The following is a 19,012-nucleotide window of genomic DNA, read 5'->3' as shown; positions in this document are numbered from 1 at the left end:
ATCCCCCCACCCCCTCCGTACGGGTGCCTCCCCACGGGGGCGCCCGCTGGCTAGACTGACCGGCCGGTCGGCAGGGAGGCTCGGAGATGGCGACGGAACACGGATCCGCGGCGCGCCCCGCGGTCGCACTGACCGGGGCGACCGGCTTCATCGGCTCCGGCGTGCTGGTGGCCCTCAGGGCGCGCGGCGTCCCGGTGCGGGCGCTGGCCCGCACACCGCCCCAGGACGCCGCTCCCGGCACCGCCTGGGTACCGGGCGACCTCGCCGACCCGGCCGCGCTCACGGAGCTCTGCACGGGCGCCGGGGCCCTGGTGCACCTCGCCTCCCGGGTCGACGGCGGCGCCGAGGAGTGCGAGGCGGTGAACGACCGGGGCACCGCCGCCCTGATGGCGGCCGCCACCCGCGCCGGGGTGCGGCGGATCGTCCACCTCTCCACGGCGGCGGTCTACGGCGAGGGCCCGCACGCGGACGTCGAGGTGGGCGAGGTGCCGCCCGCCCCGGTGTCCGAGGCCAGCCGCACCCGGCTGCTCGGCGAGCGCCACGCGCTCGCGGCCGGCGGGTACGTGCTGCGCCCCGGACTGGTGACCGGCACCGGCGACCGCTGGGTGGTGCCCGCGTTGGCCGAGCTGGTCCGCCGGGTGCCGGTCCGCTGGGAGGGCGGCAGCGCCCGGCTCTCCCTGGTGGACCGCACCGACCTGGCCCGGCTGATCACCGCGCTCGCCCTGGACGAGCACGCCGCCCCGCCGGGCGTCCACCACGCCTCGCACCCCGGGCCGGTCCGTGGCGGCGACCTGCTCGCCGCCCTGGCCGCCCTCGGCCTGCTGCCCGCCCCGGACGGCCCGGCCGTCCCGTGGGAGGAGTGCCGCCGACTGCTGGCCGCCGCCCCCGGCCGGGTCTCCGAGCGGCAGTTCGGCCTGATCGCCCGCGACCACTGGTACCGCAGCGAACGGATCTGGCGGCTCGCCGCCTGCCCGCCCGGCCCCGGCCCGCTGGCCCGCCTCCCGGAGGCCGCCGGCTGGTACCGCGAGGTGCTCGGCCTGAGCGGGTCCTGACCGACAGGGGCGTAGGCAGCCCCGCCCGGCGTGGAACCGTCAGGCCGTGGCCTGCCCGGTGCCGGGACGCTGGTTCTTCGCGTCGACGACGGCCCGGGTGAGGATGGTCGTGCGCTCCACGACGGTGCCGGGCTTGACGCCGTTGAACTCCCGGACCTGCACGCCACGGCTGCCGAGGTACTGGTGGCTGTCCCGGTCGAAGATCCACTCCGATCGCTCGCCGGTCTGCGGGTCGAGTCGCGCCAACGCGATGCCGTCGCGGCCGGAGGCGTCCTGCGCGTGCTCGACCACGACGACGCCCGGGATCTTGCCGGCGGCCTCGTAGAGCGAGGCGGCGAGGCCGGAGGGGACGAGCTGCTCGCGGATGATGGAGCCGATCTCGTTGAACGCCTGCTGGTCGTGGTCCCGGTTGCCGCTCACCGTCGAGTAGACGGACTTCAGGAACGCGTCGGGGTCGGCGGGTTGGGCCGCCAGCCACGTGTAGGACAGCTGCTTGCGGGGCTCGTTGGTGTCCAGCGTGATGCCGCCCTTGTCCTGGTAGCCCGGCTCGTCCAGCCAGCCCTTGGTGCCGTCGGGGGACTTCCACACCTCGCGGTCGTGCAGCGGCTGGACCCAGGTGACGGACTCCCCGGTGTCCGCGTTGTTGCGGGTGGACATGAAGGAGACCTGGCTCTTGATGTAGATGAACTGGCCCGGTCCGGGCTGGGGTGTGGTGCGCGCCGTCGCGGCGGCGGCGATCGCGTGGACCGTCGAGGCGAGCTGGACGGTGCTCCCCTCCTCGATCTGTACGACGGGGGCCTTGACCGGCCGCGGGGAGGCGATGGTGCCGGCCGGGTTGCTCATGGAGACGACCACGGCCAGGGCCGCGGCCGCGGCGACAGGTGCCGCGAAGAGGACGGTGCGGCGCAGCGGGCGCCGCAGCGGGCGCCGCACCGGGGACGCCGCGGGGGCGTGGTCGGGCCGGTGGATCTCGCTCATCAAGTGCTCCTCGAGCAGGTCCTGGCGGCTGGCCGCCAGTTGGGGATCGGCCGGCGCCGGCAGCAGACGGGCCAGTTCCGCGTGGTCGAGCGGTTCGGTGCGCCGCCGCGAGTTGCGGATCATCGGTGCGTCTCCTTGTGCGGCCGGGCCGCAGTGCTGCGGCTGTCCTGTACTTGTCCGGGGATCGGGAGCGGTTCCGTGTTCTTCTTCGCGGCGCGCAGTTCCTCGGCCGCGAGTTTGCGCAGTCGGGCGCGGGCGCGGGAGAGGCGCGAGCGTACGGTGCCGACGGGTACGCCGAGGGTGGCTGCCGCTTCCGCGTAGCCGAGCCCGGACCAGACGCAGAGGGCGAAGACCTCGCGTTCCGAGCGCCGCAGACGCCCCAAGGCCTTGTGGGCGGCCGCGAGTTGCTCGGAGTCGGCCATGCGGCCGACGAGTTCGTCGGCGAAGTCGGGGACCGGATCGGCCGCGGGCATGCGGGCCATGGCCGCGCTGTGGCGGCGGGCGGCGCGCGTCGTGTTGCGCAGCACGTTGACGGCGATGCCCATGAGCCAGGGGCGTGGACTGTCGCCCTCGTCGCGGAGTTTCCCGCGCAGGCGCCAGGCTTCGAGGAAGGTCAGCGAGACCACGTCCTCGGCGAGTGCCCAGTTTCCGGTCACGCGCACGGCGTGGCGGTACACCAACGAGGCGTGGTCCCGGAAGAGGTCGCGGAACGCTTCGGGGTTCCCGGCCCGGAGCCGGGAGTGTGGATGGTTCACGTCATGCCTTGTCCGAGCGGCGGCACCGGTTCCCGTGACACGGGTCACCACCCGCGGCCGGCACGAGCGTACGACTGCGGACCGGGGAGCTCGCGTTCCGGATCCCTGCGGGCTACTTCCTGGGGACGAGGGTGTTCTCGTTGGTGCGCCCGGCGGCGAAGTCGTCGATGTTGCGGGCGGTGGCGTCGATGATCTGGCCGACGGCGGTGCGGGTGAAGTAGGCCTGGTGGCTGGTGACGAGGACCTGGGGGAAGGTGACGAGGCGGGCGAGGGTGTCGTCGGTGATGCCCTCGATGGAGCGGTCGGTGAAGAAGACGCCGGTCTCCTCCTCGTAGACGTCGAGGCCGACACCGGAGAGGCGTCCGGCGCGCAGCGTTTCGACGAGGGCGGCGCTGTCGACGAGGCCGCCTCGGCTGGAGTTGATGAGGATGGCGTCGTCCTTCATCCGGGCGAGGGCGGCGCCGTCGATGAGGTGGTGGGTGGCCGGGAGCAGGGGGACGTGGAGGCTCACCAGGTCGGCGCGGGTGAGGAGTTCGGGCAGTTCGGTGTAGTGCATGCCGAGGTCGAGGCAGGCGGGGTTGCGGGCGATGTCCCAGCCGAGGAGTTCGGTGCCGAAGCCGGCGGCGATGCGGGCGAAGCACTCGCCGATCTTGCCGGTGCCGATGACGCCGACGGTCATGCCGTGGATGTCCCGGCCGAGCAGGCCGTCGAGCCGGAAGTCGAACTCGCGGGAGCGGTTGGCGGCGCGGGTGAGGCGGCGGTTGACGGCGAGGGCCAGGGCCCAGGCGTGTTCGGCGACCGCGTACGGGCTGTAGTGGGAGACCCGGGCGACGGTGAGGCCGAGTTCGGCGGCGGCGTCGAGGTCGATGTTGTTGAAGCCGGTGGAGCGCTGGGCGATCAGTTCGGTGCCGCCCGCCGCCAGGGCGGCGAGCGTCCCGGCGTCGAGGACGGCGTTGACGCTGCTGCTGACGGCCGGGTAGCCGACGGCGAGTGGGGCGGTGTCGCGGTTGAGGAACACGTCCAGGCAGCGCAGCCCGTGTCGGCCGGCGAAGGCCTGCTCCAGCAGCGGCCGCTCGTCGGCCTGTACTCCGTACGCGAGGATCTCCATGCCGGACACGCTAACGGCCGGGGCCCGCGGACGCCCGCCGGATGCGGCGGCCCGTCCCCGGGACGGGCCGGGCCCCCGGACGGTGCGGTCCGGGGGCCTCGGGAGGGGCGGAGGGCGGTCAGATGACCGTCTCGGCCTCCAGGTAGCGGTCCTGCGGCACGGTCTTCAGTTCGGCGACCGCCTCGGCGAGCGGCACCAGGTTGATGTTGGTGCCCTGCAGCGCGGTGATGTGCCCGAAGGCGCCCTTGTGGACGGCCTCGACGGCGTGCCAGCCGAAGCGGGTGGCGAGCACCCGGTCGTAGGCGGTCGGGGTGCCGCCGCGCTGGGTGTGGCCGAGGATCACCGGGCGGGCCTCCTTGCCGAGGCGGTGCTCCAGTTCGCGGGAGAGCTGGGTGGCGATGCCGGTGAACCGCTCGTGGCCGTAGATGTCCTTGGTGCCCTCCTCCCAGTGCATGGTGCCGGGCTCGGGCTTGGCGCCTTCGGCGCAGACCACGATGGCGAACTTCTTCTGGCGGTCGAAGCGCTCGCGGACGACGTCGGTGAGCTTGTCGATGTGGAACGGGCGTTCCGGGACGACGATGGCGTGGGCGCCGGCCGCCATGCCCGCGTTCAGCGCGATCCAGCCGGTGTGCCGGCCCATGACCTCGACGACCATGACCCGCTGGTGGGACTCGGCGGTGGTCTTCAGCCGGTCCAGCGCCTCGGTGGCCACCGAGACGGCGGTGTCGAAGCCGAAGGTCACGTCGGTGGCGGCGATGTCGTTGTCGATGGTCTTCGGCACCCCGACGATCGGCAGGCCCGCGTCGCTCATCAGCTTGGCGGCCTTGAGGGTGCCCTCGCCGCCGATCGGGATGACCGCGTCGAGGCCGAGGTCGGAGCAGTACCGCTTGGCCCGCTCGACGCCGTCCCGCAGGTGGCTCGGCTGGACCCGGGAGGAACCGAGGATGGTGCCGCCCTGGGCCAGGATGCCGCTCACCGAATCCAGGGTCAGGGGGCGGTGGTGGCCCTCCAGGAATCCGCGCCACCCGTCCTCGAACCCGATGATCTCGTCGCCGTGGTCGACCACCCCCCGGTGGACCACGGAGCGGATCACCGCGTTCAGGCCGGGGCAGTCACCGCCGCTGGTCAGCACTCCGATACGCATTAGCTTTGCAACTCCCGAGCAGAACCGAGGAACGGCCGGACTACAGGCTGGGACGACGAGCCGTCACCGTAACGGGGCGCTCCCACGCCGCGGTGGCGGGGAGGTGGCCGTGGGGTGAAGGACCGGCCGATCCGGACAGAACGCCCGAAAACGGCCGCGAAGTCGAGCATACGGCCCCTGGTCCGGCCGGGCAGGAGCCGACGCGGGAGCGGCGCCGTCGGCGCCCCCGCGCGGAATTGCAGCCTGCTGCCGAGGAGGGTGTGCAGTAGGCAGCCCCATTGTGGTACGTCCGGGGCCACCCGCGGACCGGGTGACCGCATGGCGGGCACCCGGCCGGGGCGTACCGGACGTACTACTGGGGGCGCGTCGCGGCCGCGATGCGCTCGGCGCGCAGCGCGTCGTACCAGGTGGTGTCGGCCGGCGGCAGGGCGTTGACGTCCAGCGCCAGCTTGAGCAGCATGTCGGCCACGGCGGGGTTGCGGGCCAGCACCGGGCCGTGCAGGTAGGTGCCGAACACGGTGTCCCGCCAGGCGCCCTCGGTGCCGTCCCCGGTGCCGTTGCCCCGGCCGACGGAGACGGTGGCGAAGGGCTGCACGCCCTGGCCGAGATGGGTGACGCCCTGGTGGTTCTCGAAGCCGGTCAGCTGCGGCAGGCCGAGTCGGGGGTCGACGTCGGCGAGCACGTCGCCGACGCAGCGCTCGCCCTCGCCGCGGGCGGTCCAGACGTCGAGCAGGCCCAGGCCCGGCTCGCGCTCGCCGAGGTCGTTGATGAACTCGTGGCCCATGATCTGGAAGCCGGCGCAGACGCCGAAGATGATCGCGCCGTTCTCGGCGGCCCGCACCAGGCCGCTGTCGGCGCGCAGCCGCTCGGCGGCCAGGCGCTGCGGGCGGTCCTCGCCGCCGCCGATCAGGTAGATGTCACCGCTGGTGGGGATCGCCTGGTCGGAGCGGACGTCGATCCGGGTCACGTTGAGGTGGCGCTGGCGGGCCCGGCGCTCCACGACCAGGGCGTTGCCCCGGTCGCCGTAGGTGCTGAGCAGGTCCGGGTAGACCCAGACCACGCGCAGGCTGCTCTCACTCATCCTCGAAGGCCTTCCGTCACGTAAAGACTGGTGTGCGGGCGCGGCATCAGCCGGCCACGACCTTCCGCAGCTGCTGGAAGGCGGTGTAGTTGGCGATGGCCTCGATCCGGCCGGGCGGGGCCATCCGGACGGCCTGCTCCAGGGTGTCGACCACGTGGAACTGGAGTCCGGCGACCTCCAGGCGGACGGCCAGGTCCAGCTTGCGCTGGCCCATCACGAAGACCGGGTGCCCGGCGAGGCGCTCGTAGTCGACGTCCCACAGCCAGGAGGTGTCGGTGCCGTCGGCGTCGAGGGCGTTGACGGAGAGGATCACCGGGGCGGGCGGGCCGTCGATCAGCGAGAAGGTCTCCAGCCAGCCGGCCGGGTTCTTGGCCAGCAGCAGGCGGATGTCCCGGCCCTGGTACTGGACCACGTCGTAGCGGCCGGCCACGGCGGCCACCGAGCGCATCCGCTCCAGGGCGACCTGCGGGGCGACGCCGAAGACGGCGGCGACGGCGGCCGAGCTGGTGGCGTTGGCCAGGTTGGCCCGGCCGGGGAGCTGGAGCTGGATCGGCCAGGCACCGCGCTGCGGGTCGATCACGTGGGTGCCCTGGAGCGCCCAGTGCGGGTTGGGCCGGCGGAAGCCGCAGTCCTGGCAGAACCAGTCGTCGCCGGGGCGCTGCATCACGCCGCCGCAGGCGGGGCACGACCAGGCGTCCTCCTTCCAGGCCTGTCCGGCGGCCACCCAGACCACCTTCTTGCAGGAGGAGGCGGCCCAGGTCACCAGCGGGTCGTCGGCGTTGGCGATGACCACGGCCTCGGTGTTCTGGAGGCCCTCACGCCACTTCTCGGCCATCATCCGGGTCTCGGCGGCGCGGTCGAGCTGGTCGCGGGAGAGGTTGAGCAGGGCGATCGCCTTGGGGCGGGTGTCGCGGGCGACCATCGCCAGGTACTTCTCGTCGACCTCGATCACGCCGAAGCGGGCGTCCGTGCCGCCGGCCAGGGCGGAGGTGATGCCGGCGGGCATGTTGGCGCCCAGGGCGTTGGAGACCACCGGGCCGGCGGCGCGCAGCGCCTCGGCGATCAGGCGGGTCGTGGTGGTCTTGCCGTTGGTCGCGCTGACCAGGACGACGTCGAGGTGGTCGGCGAGGGTGGCGAGCAGGTCGGGGTCGAGCCTGAGGGCGACCTTGCCGCCGATCACCGAGCCGCTCCCGCGTCCGGCCTTGCGCGACACGGCGGCGGCGACCCGCCCGGCGGTCACCGCGATCTTCGCGCGGGCCGGCAGCGAGGCGTCGCGTGCGCCTGTGGGCTCCGATTCGGTGCCTGCCATGCTCAGTGGTTCCTCCTTGCTGCGGCACCGCTCGCGGCCGGATAACGGGCCGTCGGGCGGCGGGGACGGGGGTCAGCCTACCGACTCCGTCGCCCGGCCGGACGATCCGGACCCCGTGCCGCCTGCTGCGACGCGTTCGCGGGTGCGGCTGAGGGCCCGTCGAGGAGGGCGGTGTACGGAGCGACCCCGGGGCTTCGGCCCCGGCCGAGCCCCTACTCCTTGACGACGTTCCGCGGGCACCGCCGGGTTCCCGAGGTGCCCGGGTAAGGATCTGGTGAAGAAATGATCAGCGGCCCGGACGGTGGGAGCAGTCGGCCGGATCGCCGGCGGCCAACGTGGCGGTGATCACCAGAGTGCCGTCCTCGGCCCGGAAGTCCAGCGGCGCGCCCAGTCGGCGCATCGCGGCGATCAGCCCGCTGTTGGTGCCGTGGGTCACCGCGTACACCGTCCGCACGTCGGCCGACCGGGCCGCCGCCGACAGCCGCCGCAGCAGCGCCAGACCCAGCCCCTGGCGCTGCCAGGCGTCCTCGACCAGGACGGCCAGCTCGGCCTCGCCGTCGTCCCACATCAGGTGCCCGAGCGCGACGAGCCGCCCGTCCGGGGCGGTCACCGCGAAGCTGCGGCCGTGCCGGGGGTCCAGCAGGTGGTCCAGGTAGCGGCCGGCGTCGCGGACCGGGCCGTGGTAGCGCTGCCGCAGCGAGGCGGGGGAGCAGCGGCCGTGCATCGCCAGCGCCGCCGCCCGGTCGGCCGGCCCGGCCGGGCGCAGCAGCAGCCCGGTCCCGTCCGGCAGGGACAGCCGGGACGGGGCGTCCGGCGTCCGGGCGGCGCGGGTCGCGGGCGGGTGGGGCCGGGCGGTCCGGTACGGCCCGCCGGTGAGCGCGGGCAGCCGGGTGGCCTGGCCCTCGGGCGCCGCGCACCTGCGGTCGGACCTGCGGAAGGGCCGGTGCCAGAGCCGTTCGGGGCGTGTGCGTGATGCCTTCATGCCGCCGACGCTACCGACGGTGCGCTTCCGTTCGGTTACGTGATCGTGAACGCGCGAATGCCCCCGGGGCGTGGTCGGCGGCCCGGGACCGGGCGGGCCCCGGCCCGGGACTGCGGGCCGCCCGGCCGGGACGGTGTCGGCGCAGGTCACGGCCGGTGCCTCATGCGGGTGGGACGGCGGGCGGCCGACGGTGGGTTGCGTCCCGGTTGCTCCTGGTGAGCAGGAGGCCGGGCCCCGTACGTCCACGTACCGAAGGCCGTTCCCATGCGTGACACCCCGTCCGTCCCCACCACCACCGACACCACCACCACCACCGCCACCCCCGTCGTCCCGCACGCCCGCCGCGCTCCGGCCGGCACCGCGCTCACCGGCCTGCTCGACCGGCAGGCGGGCCTGCGGCCGGACGCGCCGGCCGTGCTCGGCGCCGGCGGCGGCCTCAGCTTCCAGGAACTCGTCGGGACCGCCCGCCGGCTGGCCGAGCGGCTGCGCGGCCTGGGCGCCGGCCCGGACGGCTGCGTCGGCCTGTACGTCGAGCCGTCCGTCGAGCTGATCGCCGGAGCCTGGGGCGTGCTGTACGCCGGGGCCGGCTACCTGCCGCTGTCGCCCGAGTACCCCGAGGACCGGATCCGCTACATGATCGAGGACAGCGGCACCGGCATCGTGCTCACCCAGGCGCACCTGCGCGAGCGGCTGGCCGCGCTGGCCCCGGCCGGGACGGCGGTCCTCGCCTTCGAGGACGCCCCGCCGCCGCGGGACGCGGAGGGGCGGGAGCCCGTCGAACCGGAGTCGCTGGCCTATGTGATCTACACCTCGGGCAGCACCGGCCGGCCCAAGGGCGTGATGATCGAGCACCGCTCGGTGGTCTCCCAGCTGCACTGGATGCACTCCGCGGGCCACCTCGACCCCGAGGTCACCGTGCTGCAGAAGACCCCGATGAGCTTCGACGCCGCGCAGTGGGAGATCCTCGCCCCGGCGGTCGGCGCCCGGGTGGTGGCCGGCACCCCCGGCCTCTACCGCGACCCGGAGGCGCTGGTCGCCGCCGTCCGCCGGCACGGGGTGACGGCGCTCCAGTGCGTGCCGACCCTGCTCCGGGCGCTGCTGGACACCGAGGGCTTCGCCGGGTGCACCGGCCTGACCCGGGTGTTCTCCGGCGGCGAGGCGCTCTCCCGGCGGCTCGCCCGCGACCTGGGCCGGGCCCTGCCGCAGGCCGCCCTGGTCAATCTGTACGGCCCGACCGAATGCACCATCAACGCCACCTCGCACCTGGTGGACCCGGCCGATCCGGCCGACGGCGCCGGATCGGTGCCGATCGGGCGCCCGGTGGCCGACACCGACTGCTACGTCCTCGACGAGGAGCTGGTGCCGGTGGCCGCCGGCGGCGTGGGCGAGCTGTACATCGGCGGCGTCCAGCTGGCCCGCGGCTACCTGAACCGGCCGGAGCTGACCGCGGAGCGGTTCGTCTGCTCCCCGTTCGCCCCCGGCGAGCGGTTGTACCGCACCGGCGACCTCGTGCAGTGGAACCCGGACGGCACCCTCCAGTTCGCCGGCCGGGTGGACAACCAGGTCAAGCTGCGCGGGTACCGGGTCGAGCTGGACGAGATCGCCCGCGCGATCGAGGAGCACACCTGGGTGCGCCGTGCGGCCGCCGTCGTCACCGGGGACGGCCGCACCGGGCACCCGGACCTGGTCGCCTGCGTCGAGCTCAACCCGCGTGAGGCCGCCCTGATGGACCAGGGCGTCCACGGCGGCCACCACCAGTCCAAGGCCAGCAAGCTCCAGGTCAAGGCCCAGCTGTCCGACCCGGGCCTGCGCGACCGGGACCGGCTGGCGGGCCGTGAGCGGGTCGAGCTGCCCGGCCGGAAGGAGACCGCGGCCCAGCGCCGGGAGGTCTTCGCCCGCAAGACCTACCGCTTCTACGACGGCGGCGCGGTCACCCGGGACGACCTCACCGCGCTGCTCGCCCCGCGCCCGGCCGGCGCCTTCGGCCGTGACCCGGAGCTGCTGAGCCTGCCCGAACTCGGCCGCGTCCTGCGGTGGTTCGGCCAGTTCCACAGTGAGGAGCGGCTGCTGCCCAAGTACGCCTACGCGTCGCCCGGCGCGCTGTACGCGACCCAGCTGTACCTGGAGACCGGCGGCCTGGACGGGCTCGCGGCCGGGCTGTACTACTACCACCCGGTCGAGCACGTGCTGGTCCGGATCGGGCCGGCCGAGACCCGGGCCGAGGCCTGCCTGACGCTGCACTTCTCCGGGAAGCACGGCGCCGTCGAACCCGTCTACCGCAACAACATCCGGGAGGTGCTGGAGTTCGAGACCGGCCACATGCTGGGCGTCCTGGAGGAGGTGCTGCCCGAGTACGGGCTGGACGTGCGTCCGCTCGGCCTCGACCCGGCCGTCAAGGACCGGCTGGACGTCGCCGAGGAGGACCACTACCTGGGCGGCTTCGCGGTCGTCCGGGCCGGCGGCCCGGCCCGGGCCGAGCGCACCGAGCTGTACGTCCAGGCCCACCAGGACCGGGTGGACGGCCTGCCGGGCGGCCTCTACCGGTACGCCGACGGCGAGTTGACGCGCGTCTCGGACGAGGTGGTGGAATCCCGGCACGTGATCGCGATCAACCAGGCCGTCTACGCCCGGGCCGCGTTCGGCATCACGGCCGTCGGCCGCGCCGAGGAGGAGTGGCTGGAGTACATCGCGCTCGGGGCGGTGCTGCACCGCCTCCAGCGCAACGGCCTGTCCCTGGGCTTCATGTCCTCCGGCTACAGCTCCAAGTCCGGCCACCCGCTGCCCGCTTCGCGGCGCATCGACGAGATCCTGGCCGGCCTCGGCATCACCCCCGGCCCGTCGTACTTCTTCCTCGGCGGCAAGGTGAGCGAGGAGCAGATCAGCAGCGAGGGCATGCGCGAGGACACCGTCCACATGAAGGGCCCGGCCGAGATCATCAAGGACGAACTGGCCACCCTGCTGCCCGACTACATGCTGCCCAACCGGGTGCTGGTGACGGACGCCCTGCCGCTCACCGCGAACGGCAAGGTGGACCTCAAGGCGCTGGCCGCCTCGGAGGCCGTCCGCACGGCCGACGCGCGCGGCGAGTACGTCGCCCCGGCCACCGGGTACGAGCGGTGGCTGGCCGAGGCCTGGGGGCGGGCGCTGGGGTACGAGGACGTCTCGGTGACGGACGAGTTCTTCGCCGTCGGCGGGAACTCGCTGATCGCCGTCGCCCTGGTCCACCGGATCAATCGGGAGTTCGGCATCGCCCTGCCGCTCCAGGTGCTCTTCGAGTGCCCCCGGCTGGGCGAGCTGGCCGCGCGCGTCGAGCGGGCGTGCGGCGAGGACGGCGCGGGCGGGGCAGGGGCCGCCGGTTCGCGGCTGATCCGGTTGCACCCGGGAGCGGCCGACCGGGCGGTGTTCTGCTGGCCCGGACTGGGCGGCTACCCGATGAACCTGCGGCTGCTCGGCCGGGAGGCGAGCGGGGACCGGGCCTTCTACGGCATCCAGGCGCACGGCATCAACCCGGGCGAGACGCCGTACCCGACCATCGGGGAGATGGCCGCCGCCGACGTCGCCGAGCTGCGCCGGGTGCAGCCGCGGGGGCCGTACACGCTGTGGGGCTTCTCCTTCGGCGCCCGGGTCGCCTTCGAGGCGGCCTGGCAGCTGGAGCGGGCCGGGCAGCGGGTGGAACGGCTGCTGCTGATCTGCCCGGGCAACCCGAAGGTGCGCCGGGCCGACGGCGAGCGGTGGGGCCGCGAGGCCTCGTACGCCAACCCGGGGTACCTGACCATCCTGTTCGGGGTGTTCGCCGGCCGGATCGGCGGCCCCGAGCTGGAGCGCTGCCTGGCCGACACGGTGGACGAGCCCACCTTCGTGGCCTCCGTGCACCGGATGCTGCCGGAGCTGGACGAGGAGCTCATCCGGCGGATCACCGGGATCGTCGGTGAGACGTACGAGTTCGAGTACAGCTTCCGCGAACTCGCCGAGCGGCGGCTGGACGCGCCGGTGACCGTCTTCAAGGCCGCGGGCGACGACTACTCCTTCATCGAGGGCAGCACCGGCTACTCGGCCGCCCCGCCCGCCGTGGTCGACCTGGCCGGCGACCACTACGGGGTGCTGCGGGAGCACGGGGTGGGCGAGCTGGCCGCCGCGATCCGGGAGGTGGAACGGACGGTCCCCGGGGAGCTCCCGGACCGCTGATCGGATGATGTGGACACGCTCACGGACGGCCCAGGATCCGTGAGCGGGGAAGCCCCTTCGGGTAGGGATGGCTCGGCTTTCCGCCGATCCCGACTCCCTACCGAAGGGGTTCCCCGTGTTCCAGAAGTCAGTACGGGCCGCCGCGTGTTGCGCGCTGCTCCTCGTCGCCCCGCTCGCCCTCGCCCAGCCGGCCGCAGCCGTCGCCTCCTCCACCGTCAACCCCTCCGGCAACCAGGGGCCCAAGACCCCGGAGGAGGCCGCTGCCTGCAAGTCCGTCACCAGCGCACTGCTCGGCGGCTTCGGCACGTTGCTCGGCAACGCCGTGTGCGTCGTGAAGCCTGCCGACCAGGGCTGAGCAACCACCCCCTCGCCGGTGCGTGCCCCGGGCGCGCACCGGCGAACCCCTGAGCGGAACCGGGGCCTCGGGGACAGCCGCGGGAGGGCCGCCGACATGGCGCCGGGCGGACGGCCGACGGACGATGAGGGGGCGGCGGAGCCCCGGTCCGGGAGGTGACCCGCCGGAACCTGCTGAGAACGGAGCCGTGCCATGCAGGAGTTCCTGGTCGAGATCACCACCGCCGTACCCGAGGGCACCGCCGAGGAGGAGGTCGACCGGCGGCGCGCCGCCGAGGCCGTCCGGGCCCGTGAGCTGGCCGCCACCGGCCACCTGGCCAGGCTGTGGCGCCCGGTCGGCGAACGGCGCAGCCTCGGCGTCTGGCGGGCGGCCGACGAGGCGCAACTGCGCGCGGAGGTGCTCGGCAGCCTTCCGATGTGGCCGTGGATGACCGCCGTGGTGACCCCGCTCGAACCCCACCCCAACGACCCTGGCCCGGCCTGAGGCGACGGCTCAGGCGATGCGGGTCGGCGCGTCCTGGAGGGTGTGGCCGGTGGTGGTCAGCAGCGCCGTCAGAACGGCCGGGGTCACCGAGTGCTCGGTGCGGAGGAAGAGCTCCTGGGGGTGGAGGGAGAGCAGGGTGATCCGGTGGTCGGCGAGGGTGGTGGGGGTGTGGGCGAGGACGGTGGTGCGGACGCGCCAGAGGGTGGTCGGGGGCGGGGCGTGCGGGGACACCCAGGCGTGCAGGAGGGTGACGGCGAGCAGGGCGAGGGCGGAGCCGACGAGGACGGCCGGGCCCTCGGGGCCGTGGACGACGACCTTCGCGATCAGGTCGGCGGCGGTGACGGAGAGGAAGACGGCGGCGAGTTCGACGGTGTCACGGCGCCAGTGACGGGTGCGGCGGGCGCGGGGACCGGCGGGGGCGCGGAAGGCGTCGGGGGCACCGGGGGCACGGCGGGGAGAGGGCTTCGAATGCTCCATGCCGCCACCGTGCCCGACCGGTGTTTCCCGGTCGGGCATCCGTCGTGACCAGCCGGTTACGGTCCGCGCCGGGCTGTTACGGGAGGAACGCGCGGGGCCGCCCCGGGGGGCCGGACGGCGTCCGGCGGCCTACCGGAGCAGCTCGCGGGCCGCGGCCCTGACCTCGGCGAGCAGGAGGTGGAGGTCGGCCTCCGTCGTGGCGGCGTTGAGGAGGCAGGCGCGGAGCATCTCGGCGCTGCCGAGGCGGGCGCCGGTGACGAAGACCCGGCCGCGCCGCTGGACGGCGGCGGGGAGGTCGCGGTTGAGGGTGTCGCGCGCGGCCTCGTCCAGGCCGGGGGCGCGGTGGCGGAACGCCACGATCGAGGTCTGCACCTCGGCGAGCAGCTCCAACTCCTCGTCGGCCTGGACGAGTTCGCCGAGCCGGCGGGCCAGCGCGGTGCACCGGGCGATGTCCCGGGCGAGGCCGGCGCGGCCCTTGTGGGCGATGGTGGCCCAGACCTTGAGGGCCCGGAAGGGGCGGGTCTGCTCGGTGCCGTACTCGGAGAACCAGCCGAGCGCGCCGGCCGCCTCGTCGCGCAGGTAGGACGGGACGAGGCTGAAGGTGCCGCGCAGCTCCTCGGCATCGCGGACCAGCGCGCAGCCGCAGTCGACCGGGACGCCGAGCCACTTGTGCGGGTCGAGGGCGAGCGAGTCGGCCCGCTCCAGGCCGGCGTAGCGGTGGGCGATGGCCGGGTCGAGCCGGCCGAAGGCGCCGTACGCGCCGTCGACGTGCAGCCAGAGGCCCTGCTCCTCGCAGAGGTCGGCGATCGGGCCGAACGCGTCCACCGCGCCGGTGCCGACGGTGCCCGCCGAGGCGACGACCAGGAAGGGCAGCAGGCCGGCCGCGCGGTCGCGCTCGACGGCTGCCCGCAGGTCGGCGGTGTCCAGCCGGCCGTCGGGGCCGGAGGCCACGGTGCGCAGGTGCCTGCTGCCGAGGCCGAGGAGTTCGGCGGCCTTGCGGACGCAGGAGTGGGTCTCGCCGGTGACGTAGCCGACCAGCGGCGGCAGGCCCGCCAGGCCCTCCTCGCGGACGTCCCGGCCGGCCCGCCGGGCGGCCCGGTCGCGGGCGGCGGCGAGGCAGACGATGGTCGCCATCGAGGTGCCGGAGGTGAGCAGGCCGCCGCCGGCGGGGTGCGGGAAGCCGACCAGTTCGGCCGTCCAGCGGACCACGGCGCGCTCCAGGTGGACGTCGGCGTGGTCGCCGCCGGCCGAGCTGGGGTTCATCGCGGAGGCGGCGAGGGTGGCGAGCACCCCGGCGGGGGCGGGGGCGGAGTTGACCCAGCCGAAGAAGCGCGGGTTGCCGTTGCCCATCGGGTACGGCAGGACGTCGCGTCCGATGGCGCCGATCAGCTCGTCGAGCGGGCGGCCCTCGGTGGGCAGCGGGGCGTCGAGCAGGGCCCGGCGGGCGGTCTCGTCCATGGGCTGCCAGACCGGGCGGCCGGGCAGTTCGGCGAGGTAGTCGGAGACCAGGTCGGCGGTGGCGTGGGCGGCGCGGCGGAAGTCGGTGCCGGGGAGGTCGGTGCCGGGGAAGTCCTCGGTGGTCATGGCGTGCTCCAGGGAGGCCGGGGGACGGTCTGGGCGAGGCGCGGCGTCCTTGGCGCACCCTGATCAGGCGATGATCGGGCGATCCTACGCATGAGGGCCCGCGCCGTGCGGCGCGGGCCCTCATGCCGGGACCGGGGTGTCGGTCGGGAGACCGGGGCGTCAGTCCAGCGAGCCGGACAGGCCGCTCGCCGAACGGCAGTACCCCTGCATCTCCTTGTTGGTGATCTTGGCGCAGAGCCGTCCGGCCGCGCCCCCGTCGGTGTAGTTGACCGTGTAGTAGCTGACCAGGCCCTCGGCGCAGGCCTTGCGCTGCCAGCCGTCGGCGGCGGTGGCGCACTGCTCGGCCGCCCAGTCCTCGCGGTCCAGGTTGTACTTCATGGTGCGCGAGCCGACACCGCGGCTGCAGTCCACCGCCCCGCCGCTCGCCTTGCCGTTGAGGCACCACTTGAGGGCCTCGGCGTAGACCTCGGGGTGGTTCGGATAGTCGTGCGAGGACAGGAAGAAGGTCGGGGCGTAGAAGAAGCAGGCGGACTGGAACAGCGACGGCTGGTCCTTGCACGGGTAGAGCGGGTCCTGGGCGAGCTTGTCGGCGGGCAGGTTGGCCTTGGCCAGCTCGTCCTCCTCGTCCGGGCCGAAGAGCTGCATGAACAGGCCCTCGGAGCAGCGGATCCGGTTCTGGTCGGAGGGGAACTTGTTGCACAGGTCGCGGGCCTTGGCGACGTCCTGCTTGACCACGAACATGGTGCCGTGGCCGACGCCGTGGATGCAGGGGCCGCTGTTCTTGGGCGCGCAGAGCTTGAGCAGGTCGGTCTCGGGCTGGGCGGAGGCGTTGAGCATCTCCTCGACCGCGCCGTGCAGGTAGCCGGCCGCGCAGGTTTCGTGCGGGTAGGAGATGACCTTCTGGAAGTCGGCGTTGAAGCGCTTGACCGCCGCGTGGCCGAGCTCGTGCGCGATCGGGTGGCAGAAGCGCACGGTGTACGGCTTCTCCTTGGTGATCCTGTCGAGGTCGGCCAGGGCGACGCCGGGGTCGCTGGCGTCCATCTCGGCCATCAGCTTGTTGCGCAGCGTGGAGCGGGTCCACACCGCGGGGTCGCCGGTCGGGGTGGCGCTCGCGGGCCCGGCCGCGGCCGGCCGGGCGCCGGTGGCGGGGGCCCCGGGGGCGACGGCGGCGGGGGCCGCGCCGGACGCCGCGGGCGACCAGTCGGTGACGGCCACCGATCCCAGGCCCAGGACGCCCAGGAGCAGGGCGGTGAGAATCGCGAAGACTCGCGGCTGCATGACGGGATCCCCCGGCGGATCGAGGTGAACGTTTCGCTCCCATCCTGACGGCAGATGAGCGGTTAATCCGCGAATTCGCCCGCCATTCGGGAGGTGTCGGCGACGCTATCGCACGGTCGGACCGCCGGGACCGGCGGGATGCTCCCCCTCACAATCACCCGGACGGAGTATGGGGGCGCGGGCGCGGGCCACTGCGCCGTCCGAGTGGTGGTACCCGCGCCCCGGTGCCCCGCGCGCCGCCGTTCGGGGGCTCCGGCGTCCTCCTCGCGCCGCCGTTCCGGGGCTCCGGCGCTCACGGCCCCGGTGGTCGGGGCGCCGGGCCGCGACCGTTCACAGCTCCAGCGTCACCTGGTAGTCCGTCAGCCAGGCGTCGAAGTCCAGTGCGAGGTCGACGGCCAGCCGGACGGACTGCGGGTCGGTGTCCGGGGCGAGCGCGTCGGCGAGGCGCCGCCGGTCGAGCAGGTCCAGGGCCGGGGAGGTGCGCTCGGCGGCGAGCCGGGCGAGTTCGGCGCGCAGTTTCGCCGGGTAGTGGGGGTCGGTGGTGACCGGGTACGGGCTCTTCGGCCGCTCGGCGACCGCGGCCGGCAGCACGTCCCGGACGGCGGCGCGCAGCAGGCTCTTCTCCCGGCCGTCGAAGGACTTCATCGCCCACGGGGCGTTGAAGACGTACTGGACCAGCCGGTGGTCGCAGAACGGCACCCGCACCTCCAGCCCGTTGGCCATGCTCATCCGGTCCTTGCGGTCGAGCAGGATGCAGACGAAGCGGGTCAGGTTGAGGTACGAGATCTCGCGCATCCGGCGTTCCACCGGATCCGCCGCCGGCAGGTGCGGGACCTCGGCGATCGCGTCGCGGTAGCGGGCCCTGCGGTAGCCGTCCAGGTCGAGCTTGCGGAGCAGCTCGGCGTCCAGGAGGTGTTCGCGCGGGGTGGCCCCGCCGCCGGCGATGCCGGTGAGGCCGAGGGCCCAGGGGAAGTCCTCGACGGCGACGGTCTTCGGGTCGTGGAACCAGCGGTAGCCGCCGAAGAGCTCGTCCGCGGACTCGCCGGACAGTGCGACCGTGGAGTGGCGGCGCACGCCCCGGAAGAGCAGCAGCAGCGAGGTGTCCATGTCGCCGACGCCGTTGGGCAGGTCACGGGCGCGCAGCACGACGGAGCGCCGGGACGGGTCGGTCAGGTCGGCGGCGTTCAGCTCGACGACGCTGTGGTCGGCGCCGACGTGCGCGGCGAGCAGCCGGGCGAACGGGCCGTCCTGGGTCTGCCGGACGTCGTTGGCGTGGAAGGTCTCGCTCTGCCCGGCGAAGCCGACGGAGAAGGAGCGCACCGGGCCGGCCCCGGCGGCGCCCAGTGTCCGGGCGGCGAGGGCGGTGACGGCACTGGAGTCCAGGCCGCCGGAGAGCAGTGAGCAGAGCGGGACGTCCGCCTCCAGCTGGCGGTGCACGATGTCGTCCAGCAGGGCCCGGACGGTGGCGACGGTGGCCTCCAGGCTGTCACGGTGCTCGCGTGCCTCCAGCGCCCAGTAGCGGCGGACCGACAGGCCCTCGCGGCGCACCCGGACGACGTGCCCGGGCCGGACCTCGTGGATGTCCCGGTACGGGGTGAGGCCGGGGGTGCGGGTGTAGCCGAGCAGTTCGCGCAGCCCGTCCAGGTCCACCACCGGGCGGACGGCGGGGTGGGCGAGCAGGGCCTTGACCTCGGATCCGAAGATCACGCCGTCCGGGGTGCGGTGGTAGTACAGGGGTTTGACGCCCATCCGGTCGCGGACCAGCAGCAGCTCCTCGCGCCGGACGTCCCAGACCGCGAAGGCGAACATGCCGTTGAGCCGCTCGGCCAGGTGCTCGCCCCACTCCAGGTAGGCGCGCAGCACGACCTCGGTGTCGCTGCGGGTGCGGAAGCGGTGCCCGGCCGCCTCCAGTTCGGCGCGCAGTTCGCGGTGGTTGTAGACCTCGCCGCTGTAGGTGAGCACGGCGAGCGTCCGGCCGTCGTGCTCGGCCGTCATCGGCTGGACGCCGCCCTCGATGTCGATCACCGCGAGCCGGCGGTGGCCGAGCGCGGCGTGCGGCTCCAGGTGGACGCCGCCGGCGTCCGGGCCGCGGCGGACCTGGGTGGCCGTCATCGCGTCGAGGACACCCCGTTCGGCGGTGAGGTCGCGCTCGAACGCGACCCATCCGGTGATCCCGCACATCAGCAAGCCTCCGGTCTTCCGCTTCGTGTTCAGGGGGTCACGCTACGTGCGGAGTTGGTG

The 19,012-nt window shown here is 74.2% G+C and carries 15 protein-coding genes; 4 read left to right on the top strand and 11 right to left on the bottom strand.

Annotated features, from left to right (window positions below; genetic code table 11):
- The first annotated feature begins 86 nt into the window (after positions 1 to 86).
- Positions 87 to 1,052, top strand: coding sequence for an NAD-dependent epimerase/dehydratase family protein (locus tag ACFVVA_RS11040; protein ID WP_387688058.1), 966 nt, complete (start codon positions 87 to 89; stop codon positions 1,050 to 1,052).
- 39 nt (positions 1,053 to 1,091) lie between these two features.
- On the opposite strand, the gene ACFVVA_RS11035 is transcribed toward ACFVVA_RS11040, so the two are convergent.
- The 7 genes from ACFVVA_RS11035 to ACFVVA_RS11005 form a co-directional block, all read right to left on the bottom strand.
- Positions 1,092 to 2,153 (bottom strand): CU044_5270 family protein, encoded by a 1,062-nt coding sequence (locus ACFVVA_RS11035; RefSeq protein ID WP_387688056.1) that lies wholly within the window; start codon positions 2,151 to 2,153, stop codon positions 1,092 to 1,094.
- Positions 2,150 to 2,785, bottom strand: coding sequence for an RNA polymerase sigma factor (locus tag ACFVVA_RS11030; protein WP_387688054.1), 636 nt, complete (start codon positions 2,783 to 2,785; stop codon positions 2,150 to 2,152). Before ACFVVA_RS11030 ends, ACFVVA_RS11035 begins: the two co-directional genes overlap by 4 nt.
- Before the next feature lie 112 nt (positions 2,786 to 2,897).
- Complete coding sequence (locus ACFVVA_RS11025; RefSeq protein WP_387688052.1) at positions 2,898 to 3,893, bottom strand: 2-hydroxyacid dehydrogenase; 996 nt, start codon at positions 3,891 to 3,893, stop codon at positions 2,898 to 2,900.
- A 118-nt stretch (positions 3,894 to 4,011) separates the two neighbouring features.
- Entirely contained in the window at positions 4,012 to 5,037 is a 1,026-nt protein-coding gene (locus ACFVVA_RS11020) for a 6-phosphofructokinase (protein ID WP_359898455.1), read from the bottom strand.
- 352 nt (positions 5,038 to 5,389) lie between these two features.
- Positions 5,390 to 6,118 (bottom strand): glutamine amidotransferase, encoded by a 729-nt coding sequence (locus tag ACFVVA_RS11015; RefSeq protein ID WP_359898456.1) that lies wholly within the window; start codon positions 6,116 to 6,118, stop codon positions 5,390 to 5,392.
- Positions 6,119 to 6,164: 46 nt separating this feature from the next.
- Positions 6,165 to 7,427 (bottom strand): MurT ligase domain-containing protein, encoded by a 1,263-nt coding sequence (locus ACFVVA_RS11010; protein ID WP_359898457.1) that lies wholly within the window; start codon positions 7,425 to 7,427, stop codon positions 6,165 to 6,167.
- A 286-nt stretch (positions 7,428 to 7,713) separates the two neighbouring features.
- Positions 7,714 to 8,409, bottom strand: coding sequence for a GNAT family N-acetyltransferase (locus tag ACFVVA_RS11005; protein WP_387688049.1), 696 nt, complete (start codon positions 8,407 to 8,409; stop codon positions 7,714 to 7,716).
- A gap of 264 nt (positions 8,410 to 8,673) precedes the next feature.
- On the opposite strand from ACFVVA_RS11005, the gene ACFVVA_RS11000 reads away from it, so the two are divergent.
- The 3 genes from ACFVVA_RS11000 (at position 8,674) to ACFVVA_RS10990 (ending at position 13,432) form a co-directional block, all read left to right on the top strand.
- Positions 8,674 to 12,594, top strand: coding sequence for an amino acid adenylation domain-containing protein (locus tag ACFVVA_RS11000; RefSeq protein WP_387688047.1), 3,921 nt, complete (start codon positions 8,674 to 8,676; stop codon positions 12,592 to 12,594).
- 115 nt (positions 12,595 to 12,709) lie between these two features.
- Positions 12,710 to 12,949 (top strand): hypothetical protein, encoded by a 240-nt coding sequence (locus ACFVVA_RS10995; protein ID WP_380348989.1) that lies wholly within the window; start codon positions 12,710 to 12,712, stop codon positions 12,947 to 12,949.
- Positions 12,950 to 13,141: 192 nt separating this feature from the next.
- Positions 13,142 to 13,432: a muconolactone Delta-isomerase family protein gene (locus ACFVVA_RS10990; protein WP_387688045.1), complete on the top strand. Its 291-nt coding sequence runs from the start codon at positions 13,142 to 13,144 to the stop codon at positions 13,430 to 13,432.
- Positions 13,433 to 13,441: 9 nt separating this feature from the next.
- Here the strand turns inward: ACFVVA_RS10990 and ACFVVA_RS10985 are convergent, their stop codons facing one another.
- From ACFVVA_RS10985 to asnB, 4 genes are all read right to left on the bottom strand, one after another.
- Positions 13,442 to 13,909 (bottom strand): hypothetical protein, encoded by a 468-nt coding sequence (locus tag ACFVVA_RS10985; RefSeq protein WP_387688043.1) that lies wholly within the window; start codon positions 13,907 to 13,909, stop codon positions 13,442 to 13,444.
- Positions 13,910 to 14,038: 129 nt separating this feature from the next.
- On the bottom strand, positions 14,039 to 15,493 hold the full coding sequence (locus ACFVVA_RS10980) for a pyridoxal phosphate-dependent decarboxylase family protein (protein WP_387688041.1): 1,455 nt from the start codon (positions 15,491 to 15,493) through the stop codon (positions 14,039 to 14,041).
- Between the two features lie 159 nt (positions 15,494 to 15,652).
- Positions 15,653 to 16,771, bottom strand: coding sequence for a hypothetical protein (locus ACFVVA_RS10975; protein WP_387688039.1), 1,119 nt, complete (start codon positions 16,769 to 16,771; stop codon positions 15,653 to 15,655).
- Between the two features lie 330 nt (positions 16,772 to 17,101).
- Entirely contained in the window at positions 17,102 to 18,952 is a 1,851-nt protein-coding gene (asnB, locus tag ACFVVA_RS10970) for an asparagine synthase (glutamine-hydrolyzing) (RefSeq protein WP_387688037.1), read from the bottom strand.
- Between the last annotated feature and the right edge of the window lie 60 nt (positions 18,953 to 19,012).

Origin of the sequence: Kitasatospora sp. NPDC058048 (assembly GCF_042885555.1) — a bacterium.
Taxonomy (GTDB): domain Bacteria; phylum Actinomycetota; class Actinomycetes; order Streptomycetales; family Streptomycetaceae; genus Kitasatospora; species Kitasatospora lactacystinica.
Note: the sequence above shows the minus strand (reverse complement) of the source record. Positions and strands in the feature narration are given on the sequence as shown.

Excerpts from the sequence above, each read along its gene's own strand:
- ACFVVA_RS11005 (WP_387688049.1), bottom strand. The coding sequence starts at position 8,409 with ATGAAGGCATCACGCACACGCCCCGAACGGCTCTGGCACCGGCCCTTC.
- asnB (WP_387688037.1), bottom strand. The coding sequence starts at position 18,952 with ATGTGCGGGATCACCGGATGGGTCGCGTTCGAGCGCGACCTCACCGCC.
- ACFVVA_RS10975 (WP_387688039.1), bottom strand. The coding sequence starts at position 16,771 with ATGCAGCCGCGAGTCTTCGCGATTCTCACCGCCCTGCTCCTGGGCGTC.
- ACFVVA_RS11040 (WP_387688058.1), top strand. The coding sequence starts at position 87 with ATGGCGACGGAACACGGATCCGCGGCGCGCCCCGCGGTCGCACTGACC.
- ACFVVA_RS11020 (WP_359898455.1), bottom strand. The coding sequence starts at position 5,037 with ATGCGTATCGGAGTGCTGACCAGCGGCGGTGACTGCCCCGGCCTGAAC.
- ACFVVA_RS11010 (WP_359898457.1), bottom strand. The coding sequence starts at position 7,427 with ATGGCAGGCACCGAATCGGAGCCCACAGGCGCACGCGACGCCTCGCTG.
- ACFVVA_RS10980 (WP_387688041.1), bottom strand. The coding sequence starts at position 15,493 with ATGACCACCGAGGACTTCCCCGGCACCGACCTCCCCGGCACCGACTTC.
- ACFVVA_RS10990 (WP_387688045.1), top strand. The coding sequence starts at position 13,142 with ATGCAGGAGTTCCTGGTCGAGATCACCACCGCCGTACCCGAGGGCACC.
- ACFVVA_RS11000 (WP_387688047.1), top strand. The coding sequence starts at position 8,674 with ATGCGTGACACCCCGTCCGTCCCCACCACCACCGACACCACCACCACC.
- ACFVVA_RS10985 (WP_387688043.1), bottom strand. The coding sequence starts at position 13,909 with ATGGAGCATTCGAAGCCCTCTCCCCGCCGTGCCCCCGGTGCCCCCGAC.
- ACFVVA_RS11025 (WP_387688052.1), bottom strand. The coding sequence starts at position 3,893 with ATGGAGATCCTCGCGTACGGAGTACAGGCCGACGAGCGGCCGCTGCTG.
- ACFVVA_RS11035 (WP_387688056.1), bottom strand. The coding sequence starts at position 2,153 with ATGATCCGCAACTCGCGGCGGCGCACCGAACCGCTCGACCACGCGGAA.
- ACFVVA_RS11015 (WP_359898456.1), bottom strand. The coding sequence starts at position 6,118 with ATGAGTGAGAGCAGCCTGCGCGTGGTCTGGGTCTACCCGGACCTGCTC.